This window comes from Pseudomonas sp. KH_040 (assembly GCF_057839305.1).
The window spans coordinates 910,091-923,194 of record NZ_CM174487.1; the positions used below are offsets into that span (position 1 = coordinate 910,091).

The 13,104-nt window shown below is 58.2% G+C and carries 10 protein-coding genes; 8 read left to right on the top strand and 2 right to left on the bottom strand.

Annotated elements, in window-relative coordinates; translation table 11 throughout:
* Positions 1–29: 29 nt before the first annotated feature.
* Positions 30–557, bottom strand: a complete 528-nt coding sequence (locus tag AC3IUF_RS03915) for an outer membrane protein assembly factor BamE (protein ID WP_007915215.1) — start codon at positions 555–557, stop codon at positions 30–32.
* 97 nt (positions 558–654) lie between these two features.
* On the opposite strand from AC3IUF_RS03915, the gene fur reads away from it, so the two are divergent.
* Positions 655–1,059 carry a ferric iron uptake transcriptional regulator gene (gene fur / locus AC3IUF_RS03920; RefSeq protein ID WP_007915216.1) on the top strand — a complete coding sequence of 135 codons (405 nt, stop codon included), beginning with the start codon at positions 655–657 and terminating at the stop codon, positions 1,057–1,059.
* A 75-nt stretch (positions 1,060–1,134) separates the two neighbouring features.
* Here the strand turns inward: fur and recN are convergent, their stop codons facing one another.
* Entirely contained in the window at positions 1,135–2,808 is a 1,674-nt protein-coding gene (gene recN / locus AC3IUF_RS03925; protein ID WP_007915217.1) for a DNA repair protein RecN, read from the bottom strand.
* A gap of 240 nt (positions 2,809–3,048) precedes the next feature.
* Between recN and grpE the strand changes: the two genes are divergently transcribed.
* The 7 genes from grpE (at position 3,049) to greA (ending at position 13,087) form a co-directional block, all read left to right on the top strand.
* Positions 3,049–3,615 (top strand): nucleotide exchange factor GrpE, encoded by a 567-nt coding sequence (grpE, locus tag AC3IUF_RS03930; protein WP_007915219.1) that lies wholly within the window; start codon positions 3,049–3,051, stop codon positions 3,613–3,615.
* Between the two features lie 102 nt (positions 3,616–3,717).
* Positions 3,718–5,634, top strand: coding sequence for a molecular chaperone DnaK (dnaK, locus tag AC3IUF_RS03935; protein WP_007915221.1), 1,917 nt, complete (start codon positions 3,718–3,720; stop codon positions 5,632–5,634).
* Between the two features lie 297 nt (positions 5,635–5,931).
* Complete coding sequence (dnaJ, locus tag AC3IUF_RS03940; RefSeq protein WP_007915222.1) at positions 5,932–7,056, top strand: molecular chaperone DnaJ; 1,125 nt, start codon at positions 5,932–5,934, stop codon at positions 7,054–7,056.
* A gap of 9 nt (positions 7,057–7,065) precedes the next feature.
* A complete protein-coding gene (gene dapB, locus AC3IUF_RS03945; RefSeq protein WP_007915223.1) occupies positions 7,066–7,872 on the top strand; it encodes a 4-hydroxy-tetrahydrodipicolinate reductase in 807 nt (268 codons plus the stop codon).
* A gap of 257 nt (positions 7,873–8,129) precedes the next feature.
* Complete coding sequence (carA, locus tag AC3IUF_RS03950) at positions 8,130–9,266, top strand: glutamine-hydrolyzing carbamoyl-phosphate synthase small subunit (protein WP_007915228.1); 1,137 nt, start codon at positions 8,130–8,132, stop codon at positions 9,264–9,266.
* A 126-nt stretch (positions 9,267–9,392) separates the two neighbouring features.
* Positions 9,393–12,614, top strand: a complete 3,222-nt coding sequence (gene carB, locus AC3IUF_RS03955; protein ID WP_007915231.1) for a carbamoyl-phosphate synthase large subunit — start codon at positions 9,393–9,395, stop codon at positions 12,612–12,614.
* Positions 12,611–13,087, top strand: coding sequence for a transcription elongation factor GreA (gene greA / locus AC3IUF_RS03960; protein ID WP_003221530.1), 477 nt, complete (start codon positions 12,611–12,613; stop codon positions 13,085–13,087). Before carB ends, greA begins: the two co-directional genes overlap by 4 nt.
* Positions 13,088–13,104: the final 17 nt, after the last annotated feature.

Sequence of the window (13,104 nt, forward strand, 5' to 3'; positions counted from 1 at the left end):
AATTTCCGGGTTTTTTATTGCGTCGCAAATTATTGCGGCGAGGTGTCCAGCGGCTCTGGTGTTGGAACCGGAACGGTTTCTACCCCATCGACGTCCTTCTGGATCTGATCCAGCAAGGAACCTGGCTTGACCGGTTTTTCCGGTGTTGGCTTCTCGGCGTTTTCAGCAGGAGCGGTCACCGTAGTGCCACTGTCCTTGCCGAGAATGGCTTCGTCACGGCTTACGCCCGGCATAAAGTCACCGGACAGGCTGACAAGCTGGTCGTTTGAGTTGAAAATAACGCTGATGCGTTCCTGTTGGCGTTCACCGCCACCCGGTTGCAGGCTGTACAGATAATCCCAGCGATCGGCATGGAACGTGTCGACAAGCAGAGGGTTACCCATGATAAACCGTACTTGCGGCCGGGTCATTCCCGGGCGTAACTGGTCTATCATGTCCTGCGTGACGACATTGCCCTGCTGGATGTCGATTTTGTAAACCCCGGGGAATGAACAACCGGCGAGTGCGAGCAGTCCCACAAAGGTGAAACTGGTTAGCAAGAGCTTGGTGTTTTGCATCGGTGGGCGACTTCCACTATCTTGGCTGGGACAACGTAAACGCCGATCATACCCGCATTAAGAGAAGCTGCGAAGCAGCATCGCGAGAAAGCTGACCATGGTTGAAAATAGCGAACTACGCAAAGCCGGCCTTAAAGTGACCCTGCCACGGGTCAAGATCCTGCAAATGCTCGACTCTACAGAGCAGCGTCACATGAGCGCCGAGGACGTCTACAAGGCGTTGATGGAAGCTGGCGAGGACGTCGGTCTGGCCACGGTTTACCGTGTTCTGACCCAGTTCGAAGCGGCTGGCCTCGTGGTCCGTCACAACTTCGACGGCGGCCACGCGGTTTTTGAGTTGGCCGACAGTGGTCACCACGACCACATGGTTAACGTGGAAACCGGTGAGGTTGTCGAATTCGTCAGCCCGGAAATCGAAAAGCTCCAGAAGGCAATTGCCGAGGAGCACGGTGTCGAGTTGGTGGATCACAATCTGGTGCTGTACATCCGCAAGAAAAAGTAAGCATGTCGCGTGAATTTCACATTCGCGAAACGAACGAAGGCGACCCAAGGGTCGCCTTCGTGCTTTCTGTCGTTCCTAAACCTTGGCGGTAACGACCATTTTTTTCGCGTGAGCCAAGGACTCTTTAGTCAGATCGATGCCGCCGAGCATGCGCGCCACTTCTTCTATACGGTCGTTCTTGCTCAGCTTGGAGACGGCGGTGTGCGTTGCCTCTTCACCGCGCACCTTGTGCACGAACAGATGCTGATGACCCTGCGCTGCTACTTGTGGCAAGTGCGTCACGGTCAATACCTGGCCGCGATCGCCGAGACGGCGCAACAGTTGGCCGACAATTTCAGCCGTCGGGCCGCCGATGCCGACGTCCACTTCGTCGAACACCAGTGTCGGAACGCGGGAGGTCTGTGCGGTGATCACCTGAATTGCCAGGCTGATCCGTGACAGCTCACCACCGGAAGCGACTTTTGCCAGTGCCTTCAGCGGCTGGCCCGGGTTGGCGCTGACCAGCAATTCGACCTGTTCCAGCCCGTTGGGCAGCAACTCATCGCTGCTGTTAGCCTTCAATTCGATAGTGAATCGGCCGCCAGGCATGCCCAGTCGCTGAATCTCCTGCTCAACCGCGCTGGCGAGACTGCCGGCAGCCTGATGCCGCAAATCGCTCAGTTCCCGTGCCTTCTCTTGATAGTGGCGGGCATAGGAGGCCAGCTCTTCACCGAGGCGCTCGATGGATTCATCATTGGCGTTGAGGGTTTCGATTTCATCCAGCAACTTCTGCTGCATCTCACCCACTTCGGTCGGCTGGATCCGGTGCTTGCGCGCCAGGGTGTAGATCGCGTCGAGGCGTTCTTCCAGATACTGCAGGCGTGCCGGATCGGCATCGAAGTTATCGAGGAAGCGATTGAGTTCGCCAACGGCCTCTTCGACCTGGATCTGCGCACTGGTCAGCAGGCTGCTGGCTTCGCCCAGTGCGCCGACGGAGTTATTCACGCTCGACAGGCGGTTGAGGCTGGCGGTCAGTGCATTCAATACATTGCCAGAATCGCTTTCGCTGCATTGCTCGACCACTTGCCGGCAAATGCCCAGCAGCGTCTCGGCGTTGGTCAGGTTTTTGTGTTCCTGCTCCAGTTGCTCAAGTTCGTTATCGCCGAGACCGAGATTTTCCAGCTCTTCGAGTTGATAGCTCAGCAATTGGTGGCGCGCGCGTTGTTCGTCGCCGGAATTGGAGAGGCGTTCCAGTTCCTGGCGAGTCTGTCGCCAGCGCTGGGCGGCGAGCTGAACCTGGCGGGCCAGGTCGGTAGCGCCGGCGTACTCGTCCAACAGGCGACGATGGGTATCGGTTTTCAGCAGGGACTGGTGTTCATGCTGGCTGTGGATATCGATCAACAATTCGCCCAGCGACTTGAGGTCACCGAGTGGGCAAGGGGTGCCGTTGATGTAGCCACGCGAACGACCCTCCGACGTGATCACCCGGCGCAGAATGCACGGGCCATCCGTTTCCAGGTCGCGCTCGGCCAGCCATGCGCTGGCTTCAGGGATGTCCGCCAGATCGAAGGTCGCGAGGATGTCGGCCTTGTCGGCGCCGGGGCGAACCACGCCGCTGTCGGCACGATCACCTAGAGTCAGGCCCAGCGCGTCGAGCATGATCGACTTGCCGGCGCCGGTTTCACCCGTGATCACGCTCATCCCGCGATCGAGTTCGAGATCGAGATGTTCAACGATGGCGTAGTTATGTACGGACAGGTGCACCAGCATAAAGGCCGCTCCCAAGCTTTAGGTCTGGTTATTTATACAGTGTTTTGTTTCAGGCTGACAATGCCCGCCCTTAGCTCGATTTGCTTGAAGGTCAAATCTGCTTAGCGCATTGAGGAATGAATATTCGACACTTTTTTGTAGGGTTAATGCTTGAAGGCCCTTGAAGCCTGATTTTGCGGCCCCATATATCGGGGCAGAAGCGCGAGTCAGGCTCGCGGACGAAATTGAAAGGAGAATTCTATGGCTGACGAACAGACAGTAGATACGCAAAACCCAGAAGCCAATCAGGCGCCCGAAGGTTCGGGTGATGACCTGGCGACCCGTGTACAAGTGCTCGAAGAGCAATTGGCCGCCGCGCAGGATCAATCTCTGCGTGTTGCTGCCGATCTGCAGAACGTCCGTCGCCGTGCCGAACAGGACGTCGAGAAGGCGCACAAGTTTGCCCTGGAAAAATTTGCCGGCGACCTGCTGCCGATCGTCGATAGCCTGGAGCGCGGCCTCGAGCTGTCGAACCCGGACGACGAAAGCATCCGCCCGATGCGCGAAGGTATCGAGCTGACGCTGAAAATGTTCCACGACACCCTCAAGCGTTATCAGTTGGAAGCGATCGATCCGCATGGCGAACCGTTCAACGCCGTTCAACATCAGGCGATGGCCATGCAGGAAAGCGCCGACGTAGAACCGAACAGCGTTCTGAAGGTGTTCCAGAAGGGCTACCAGCTCAACGGTCGCCTGTTGCGCCCGGCCATGGTTGTGGTCAGCAAGGCGCCTGCGCCAATTTCGCCTTCGATTGACGAGAAGGCTTGAAATTAGCCGCAAGGCCCCCATTTAGAAGTCAAGCGTTTAAGTATTACCGCAGTCAGCCACCACTGCTGCGGCAAAAAAATCCAAAGTTTCGGGAGAGTTAACATGGGCAAAATTATCGGTATCGACCTGGGGACTACCAACTCCTGCGTCTCCGTGCTGGAAAACGGCAAAGCAAAAGTTATCGAAAACGCTGAAGGCGCGCGTACCACGCCGTCGATCATCGCTTACGCCAACGATGGCGAAATCCTGGTAGGTCAGTCGGCCAAGCGTCAGGCTGTGACCAACCCGCACAACACTCTGTACGCGGTAAAGCGTCTGATCGGTCGTCGTTTCGACGAAGAAGTTGTGCAGAAAGACATCCAGATGGTCCCTTACAAGATCGTCAAGGCTGACAACAACGATGCCTGGGTTGAAGTGAACGGCCAGAAAATGGCACCGCCACAAATCTCGGCTGAAATCCTGAAAAAGATGAAGAAGACCGCCGAAGACTACCTCGGCGAGACCGTGACCGAAGCGGTGATTACCGTTCCGGCCTACTTCAACGACAGCCAGCGTCAGGCGACCAAAGACGCCGGCCGCATCGCCGGTCTGGACGTAAAACGTATCATCAACGAACCAACCGCAGCCGCTCTGGCTTACGGTATGGACAAGGCCAAGGGCGATCACACCGTGATTGTTTATGACCTGGGTGGCGGTACGTTCGACGTTTCCGTAATCGAGATCGCTGAAGTTGATGGCGAGCACCAGTTCGAAGTTCTGGCGACCAACGGTGACACGTTCCTCGGCGGTGAAGACTTTGACATTCGTCTGATCGACTACCTCGTTGACGAATTCAAGAAAGAAAGCGGCATGAACCTCAAAGGTGATCCGCTGGCCATGCAGCGCCTGAAAGAAGCCGCTGAGAAAGCCAAGATCGAGCTGTCTTCCGCTCAGTCGACCGACGTCAACCTGCCGTACATCACTGCAGATGCGACCGGTCCTAAGCACCTGAACGTGAAGATTTCGCGTGCCAAGCTCGAAGCACTGGTTGAAGACCTGGTTCAGCGCACCATCGAACCTTGCCGCATCGCCATGAAAGACGCCGGTCTGGACGTTGGCGCGATCAACGACGTGATTCTGGTCGGTGGTCAGACCCGTATGCCGCTGGTACAGAAGCTGGTTACCGATTTCTTCGGTAAAGAAGCTCGCAAAGACGTTAACCCGGACGAAGCTGTTGCCATGGGTGCTGCGATTCAGGGCGCCGTTCTGGCCGGTGACGTGAAAGACGTTCTGCTGCTCGACGTTAGCCCGCTGACCCTGGGTATCGAAACCATGGGCGGCGTGATGACTGCGCTGATCGAGAAAAACACCACGATTCCTACCAAGAAATCGCAAGTGTTCTCGACTGCCGACGACAACCAGGGCGCTGTGACCATTCACGTGCTGCAGGGCGAGCGTAAGCAAGCCACTCAGAACAAGTCCCTGGGCAAGTTCGACCTGGCCGACATTCCACCAGCTCCACGTGGCGTGCCGCAGATCGAAGTGACCTTCGACATCGACGCTAACGGCATTCTGCACGTTGGTGCGAAAGACAAAGCGACCGGCAAGACCCAGTCGATCGTGATCAAGGCCAACTCCGGTCTGTCCGACGAAGAAATCGAGCGCATGGTGCGTGACGCCGAAGCTAACGCTGAGGAAGACCGCAAGTTCGAAGAGCTGGCCGCTGCCCGTAACCAGGGTGACGCACTGGTTCACTCGACTCGCAAGATGATTGCCGACGCGGGCGACAAAGTCACCGCTGAAGAGAAGACTGCGATCGAAGCTGCTGTGGTTGCTCTGGAAGCCGCTGTCAAAGGCGACGACAAAGCTGCTATCGAAGCCAAGGTTGAGGAGCTGTCGAAAGTCTCCGCTCCGGTTGCTCAGAAGATGTACGCCGAACAGGCTCAGCCAGCTGATGGCGCGGCCCCGCAAGGCGAATCGGCTGAGAAGGCTGACGACGTTGTCGATGCAGAGTTCGAAGAAGTCAAAGACCACAAGTAAGTTGTTGGTCGGTCGGTTGACTGCCTTCAGGCAGTGACTGGTAGGATGTCGCCGCGCGGGAGCTAGCTCCCGCGTTGGCGTATCTGGAATATGCGAATTTTTACAGCATGCGACAAGGTTCGGATGTTGGCGGTATGGCCGGGAATGCTCCTGCTTTTCGTGCCGAAAGTACCGCAAGAAACAAAGACCAGGATCGTTGAATTGACGTGAGTTGGGTCCGGGCCTGTATTGGGGCTCAACGAGTTTGGCCATCCTCAGGAGGGGTTTGCCGAACGTCCTCAAGAGTGCAGAAGACTTATGGCAAAGCGTGACTATTACGAAGTGTTGGGTGTTGAGCGCGGCTCAAGCGATGCGGACCTGAAGAAGGCTTACCGTCGTCTGGCGATGAAGCACCACCCGGACCGTAATCCCGATGACAAAGCGTCGGAAGAAATGTTCAAAGAGGCCAATGAGGCCTACGAAGTGCTGTCCGACTCGAGCAAGCGTGCGGCGTACGATCAGTACGGCCATGCCGGCGTCGACCCGAGCATGGGTGGTGGTGGCGCCGGCTTCGGTGGTCAGAACTTCTCGGACATCTTTGGTGATGTCTTCAGTGACTTCTTCGGTGGCGGTCGCGGCGGTTCCCGTGGCGGCGCTCAGCGTGGCAGCGACTTGCGCTACACCCTGGAGCTGAACCTGGAAGAAGCGGTGCGCGGCACCACCGTGAATATCCGTGTGCCGACGCTGGTCAATTGCAAGCCGTGCGATGGTTCCGGCGCGAAAAAAGGCTCGTCGCCATCGACGTGCCCGACCTGCGGCGGCATCGGTCAGGTGCGCATGCAGCAGGGCTTCTTCTCGGTGCAGCAGACCTGCCCGCGTTGCCATGGCCAAGGCAAGATCATTTCCGATCCGTGCGATTCCTGTCACGGTGACGGTCGCGTTGAAGAGTACAAAACCCTGTCGGTCAAAGTGCCGGCTGGTGTCGATACCGGCGACCGCATTCGTCTGTCCGGCGAAGGCGAGGCGGGTACGCAAGGTGGTCCGACGGGCGACCTGTATGTAGTCATCAATGTGCGCGAGCACGACATTTTCCAGCGCGATGGCAAGCATCTGTTCTGCGAAGTACCGATCAGCTTCGTTGACGCAGCACTGGGTGGTGAGTTGGAAATCCCGACCCTCGACGGTCGCGTCAAACTGAAAATCCCTGAGGGTACTCAGACCGGCAAGCAGTTCCGCGTGCGTGGTAAAGGCGTGGCGCCGGTACGTGGCGGCGGTGCGGGCGATTTGATGTGCCGTGTGGCGGTCGAGACGCCGGTCAATCTGAATCGTCGTCAGCGCGAGCTGCTGGAGGAGTTCCGCAGCTCGCTGGCAGACGACAACAGTCATTCGCCGAAAACCACTGGCTGGTTCGACGGTGTGAAGCGCTTCTTCGGCGATCTCTAAGGAGTCGGCATGCGACGTATAGCTGTGATGGGCGCTGCTGGGCGCATGGGTAAGATTCTGGTCGAGGCCGTGCAGCAGAGTGCGCCGCTGACCGGTTTGACCGCCGCGGTGGTTCGTCCTGGCAGCACGCTGATCGGCGTCGATGCCGGTGAGCTGGCCTCGCTGGGTCGCATCGGCGTGCCGTTGTCCGGGCATGTCGAAGCTGTGGCTGAAGAGTTCGACGTATTGATCGACTTCACGCTGCCGGAAGTGATGCTGAAAAATCTGGCGTTCTGCCGCAAGGCAGGCAAGGCCATGGTCATCGGCACTACTGGGTTGGACGCTGCGCAGAAGCAGTTGCTGGTCGAGGCGGGCAAGGACATTCCTATCGTCTTCGCGGCCAACTTCAGTGTTGGTGTCAATCTGTCGCTGAAGTTGCTCGATATGGCAGCGCGTGTGCTGGGTGATGATGCCGACATCGAAATCATCGAAGCTCATCACCGTCACAAGATCGATGCGCCTTCGGGTACGGCGTTGCGCATGGGTGAAGTGATCGCCGGTGCGCTGGAGCGTGATCTGCAGAAAGTCGCGGTCTACGGTCGTGAGGGTCATACCGGCGCTCGTGAGCGTGAAACCATCGGTTTCGCCACCGTGCGTGGTGGTGATGTGGTGGGTGACCACACCGTGCTGTTCGCCTGCGAAGGTGAGCGTCTGGAGATCACGCACAAGGCGTCGAGCCGCATGACGTTTGCCAAGGGCGCGGTGCGTGCGGCGGTGTGGCTGGATGGTCGCGAGCCTGGCCTGTATGACATGCAAGACGTGCTCGACCTGCGTTGATACACTGCTGAACCCAGCGCAAACGCCCTGTTTGCGCTGGTTTTTCTCCGCTTGGCGACGACCTGTCGCATTCTCCGGCCTTTTAGGCTCTTTAGCGGTGGACCAAAAAAGCCTTTTTCTGTAAGCTACAGCTTTAGTGTGTCCACTAAAAGCGCGCAGAATAATTCAGTGAAGAAGCGGGGTGACGTGTCCATACGTCACTCCGCTTTTTTACAACCTGCGATCGCCCTTTCATGCGTTATTTACGGGAGGTCTTCTTGACTAAGCCAGCCATACTTGCCCTTGCTGATGGCAGCATTTTTCGCGGCGAAGCCATTGGTGCCGACGGTCAAACCGTTGGTGAGGTGGTGTTCAACACCGCAATGACCGGCTATCAGGAAATCCTTACCGATCCTTCCTACGCCCAACAGATCGTTACCCTGACTTACCCGCACATCGGCAACACCGGCACCACGCCGGAAGACGCCGAGTCCGATCGCGTCTGGTCCGCTGGCCTGGTCATCCGTGACCTGCCGCTGGTAGCGAGCAACTGGCGTAACACGATGTCCCTGTCCGACTACCTGAAAGCCAACAACGTTGTGGCCATCGCCGGTATCGACACCCGTCGCCTGACCCGCATCCTGCGTGAAAAAGGCGCACAGAACGGCTGCATCATGGCCGGCGACAACATCTCCGAAGAAGCGGCAATCGCCGCTGCGCAAGGCTTCCCGGGCCTGAAGGGCATGGACCTGGCGAAAGTCGTCAGCACCAAGACTCAATACGAATGGCGTTCGACTGTCTGGGATCTGAAAACCGACAGCCACGCGACCATCGACGCTTCCGAGCTGCCGTACCACGTGGTTGCCTACGACTACGGCGTCAAGGTCAACATCCTGCGCATGCTGGTCGAGCGCGGCTGCCGCGTCACCGTGGTGCCTGCCCAGACTCCAGCTGCCGATGTACTGGCGCTGAAGCCGGACGGCGTGTTCCTGTCCAACGGCCCTGGTGATCCGGAGCCATGCGACTACGCGATCAAGGCGATCAAGGAAGTCCTGGAAACCGAAATTCCGGTATTCGGCATCTGCCTCGGTCACCAACTGCTGGCACTGGCCTCCGGCGCCAAGACCCTGAAAATGGGCCACGGCCACCATGGTGCCAACCACCCGGTGCAGGATCTGGACACTGGCGTCGTGATGATCACCAGCCAGAACCACGGTTTCGCGGTAGACGAAGAAACCCTGCCAGCCAATGTGCGTGCGATCCACAAATCGCTGTTCGACGGCACCCTGCAAGGCATCGAGCGCACCGACAAGAGCGCGTTCAGCTTCCAGGGTCACCCTGAAGCGAGCCCGGGCCCGAATGATGTTGCGCCATTGTTCGACCGCTTCATCAACGAGATGGCCAAGCGACGCTAAGCGTTCGCCTTGAGACTGTAGAGAGAAGCCCCTCGAGGGCGGCCCCGACACCGGCGGCCCCTTCGAGACTTCAGAAATCGATCAAGACGGCTTGCCGACTGACCTGCGGATTTGAGTGACAAACCCATGCCAAAACGTACAGACATTAAAAGCATCCTGATTCTCGGCGCTGGCCCGATCGTTATCGGCCAGGCCTGCGAATTCGACTACTCCGGCGCCCAGGCCTGTAAAGCCCTGCGCGAAGAGGGTTACCGCGTCATCCTGGTGAACTCCAACCCGGCCACCATCATGACCGACCCGGACATGGCCGACGCTACCTACATCGAGCCGATCAAGTGGCAGACCGTTGCCAAGATCATCGAAAAAGAGCGTCCGGACGCGGTGCTGCCAACCATGGGCGGCCAGACCGCTCTGAACTGCGCCCTGGACTTGGAGCGCGAAGGCGTTCTGGAGAAGTTCGGCGTAGAAATGATCGGCGCCAACGCTGACACCATCGACAAGGCTGAAGACCGTTCGCGTTTCGACAAGGCGATGAAATCCATCGGCCTGGCGTGCCCGCGTTCCGGTATCGCCCACAGCATGGAAGAAGCCAACGCGGTTCTCGAAACCCTGGGCTTCCCGTGCATCATCCGTCCGTCCTTCACCATGGGTGGCACCGGTGGCGGTATCGCTTATAACCGTGAAGAGTTCGAAGAAATCTGCGCCCGTGGTCTGGACCTGTCGCCGACCAAAGAGCTGTTGATCGACGAATCGCTGATCGGCTGGAAAGAATATGAAATGGAAGTTGTCCGCGACAAAAAGGACAACTGCATCATCGTCTGCTCGATCGAAAACTTCGACCCGATGGGTGTGCACACCGGTGACTCGATCACCGTGGCTCCTGCGCAAACCCTGACCGACAAGGAATACCAGATCCTGCGTAACGCCTCCCTGGCGGTACTGCGCGAGATCGGCGTCGAGACGGGCGGTTCCAACGTTCAATTCGGTATCTGCCCGAACACTGGCCGCATGGTCGTGATCGAAATGAACCCGCGTGTATCGCGTTCCTCGGCACTGGCTTCGAAAGCCACCGGTTTCCCGATCGCCAAAGTTGCGGCCAAGCTGGCTGTGGGTTACACCCTCGACGAACTGTCGAACGACATCACCGGCGGCAAGACCCCGGCGTCCTTCGAGCCGTCGATCGACTACGTCGTGACCAAGCTGCCACGTTTTGCCTTCGAGAAATTCGCCAAGGCCGACGCACGCCTGACCACGCAAATGAAGTCGGTCGGTGAAGTCATGGCCATCGGCCGGACCTTCCAGGAATCCCTGCAGAAAGCTCTGCGCGGTCTGGAAGTGGGCGTTTGCGGTCTGGACGAGAAGCTCGACCTGAGCAACCCGGAAAGCATGAGCGTGCTCAAGCGTGAACTGACCGTGCCGGGCGCTGAGCGTATCTGGTACGTGGCGGATGCTTTCCGCGCTGGCCTGTCGGTCGAAGACATCTTCGGCATGAACATGATCGATCCGTGGTTCCTGGTGCAGATCGAAGATCTGATCAAGGAAGAAGAGAAGGTCAAGACCCTCGGTCTGTCCGCTATCGACCGCGACCTGATGTTCAAGCTCAAGCGCAAAGGCTTCTCCGATCAGCGTCTGGCCAAGCTGCTGGGTGTGACCGAGAAGAACCTGCGTACGCACCGCCAGAAGCTGGAAGTGTTCCCGGTCTACAAGCGCGTTGACACCTGCGCCGCCGAGTTCGCCACCGACACCGCTTACCTCTACTCGACCTACGAGGAAGAGTGCGAAGCCGCACCGTCGGGTCGCGACAAGATCATGATTCTGGGTGGTGGTCCGAACCGTATCGGCCAGGGCATCGAGTTCGACTATTGCTGCGTTCACGCTGCCCTCGCTCTGCGCGAAGACGGCTACGAAACCATCATGGTCAACTGCAACCCGGAAACCGTTTCCACCGACTACGACACTTCCGACCGTCTGTACTTCGAGCCGGTAACCCTGGAAGACGTGCTGGAAATCTGCCGCGTCGAGAAGCCGAAAGGTGTGATCGTTCAGTACGGCGGCCAGACTCCGCTGAAACTGGCTCGTGCTCTGGAGGCGGCTGGCGTGCCAATCATCGGCACCAGCCCTGACGCCATCGACCGTGCTGAAGACCGTGAGCGCTTCCAGCAAATGGTTGAGCGCCTGAACCTGCGTCAGCCGCCTAACGCCACCGTGCGTAGCGAAGACGAAGCGGTTCGCGCTGCCGCGAAAATCGGTTATCCGCTGGTGGTGCGCCCGTCCTATGTACTGGGCGGCCGCGCGATGGAAATCGTTTACAAGGAAGACGAGCTCAAGCGTTACCTGCGTGATGCAGTGCAAGTGTCCAACGACAGCCCGGTGCTGCTCGACCACTTCCTCAACTGCGCCATCGAAATGGACGTGGATGCGGTCTGCGACGGCAAAGACGTCGTCATCGGCGCAATCATGCAGCACATCGAACAGGCTGGCGTTCACTCCGGTGACTCCGCGTGCTCGCTGCCGCCGTACTCGCTGCCGGCGCATATCCAGGACGAGATGCGCGAACAGGTCAAGAAAATGGCCCTGGAACTGGGCGTTGTCGGCCTGATGAACGTGCAGCTGGCTTTGCAAGGCGAAGACATCTACGTCATCGAAGTCAACCCGCGTGCTTCCCGTACCGTACCGTTCGTATCGAAGTGCATCGGTGTTTCCCTGGCGATGATCGCTGCCCGCGTAATGGCCGGTAAGACTCTGAAAGAAATCGGCTTCACCAAAGAAATCATCCCGAACTTCTACAGCGTGAAAGAGGCGGTGTTCCCGTTCGCCAAATTCCCTGGCGTTGACCCGATCCTTGGCCCAGAGATGAAGTCGACCGGTGAAGTGATGGGCGTCGGCGACACCTTCGGTGAAGCATTCGCCAAAGCCCAGATGGGCGCCAGCGAAGTGCTGCCGACCGGCGGTACTGCGTTCATCAGCGTGCGCGATGACGACAAGCCACTGGTTGCAGGCGTAGCCCGCGATCTGATCAACTTGGGTTTCGAAGTGGTTGCCACTGCCGGTACTGCCAAGCTGATCGAAGCCGCAGGCCTGAAAGTGCGCCGTGTGAACAAGGTGACCGAGGGGCGTCCGCACGTGGTCGACATGATCAAGAATGACGAAGTCACCCTGATCATCAACACCACCGAAGGTCGTCAGTCGATCGCTGATTCGTACTCCATTCGTCGTAATGCCTTGCAGCACAAGATCTATTGCACCACCACCATTGCTGCTGGCGAAGCTATCTGTGAAGCGCTGAAGTTCGGTCCGGAAAAGACCGTGCGCCGCTTGCAGGATCTACACGCAGGATTGAAGGCATGATCAAATACCCAATGACCGTCCAGGGCGCTAAAGCCCTGGAAGAAGAACACGCTCACCTGACCAAGGTCGTCCGTCCGAAGCTTAGCCAGGACATCGGTACGGCCCGCGAGTTGGGTGACTTGAAAGAGAACGCTGAATACCATGCCGCCCGCGAACAGCAAGGCATGGTCGAGGCGCGGATTCGCGACATCGAAGGCCGGATTCAGAATCAGGTCATCATCGATGTCACAACTATTCCGCACACCGGCAAAGTGATTTTCGGTACCACCGTCGAAATCGCCAACGTCGAGACCGATGAAAGCGTCACTTACCACATCGTGGGTGAGGATGAGGCTGACTTCAAACTCGGCAAGATTTCGGTCGGCTCGCCTTTGGCCCGTGCCTTGATTGGCAAGGAAGAGGGCGATGTGGTCGCCGTGAAAACGCCAAGCGGCGTGATCGAGTACGAGATTGTCGAAGTCCGTCACATCTGAAAAAGGGCGCCCGCTGC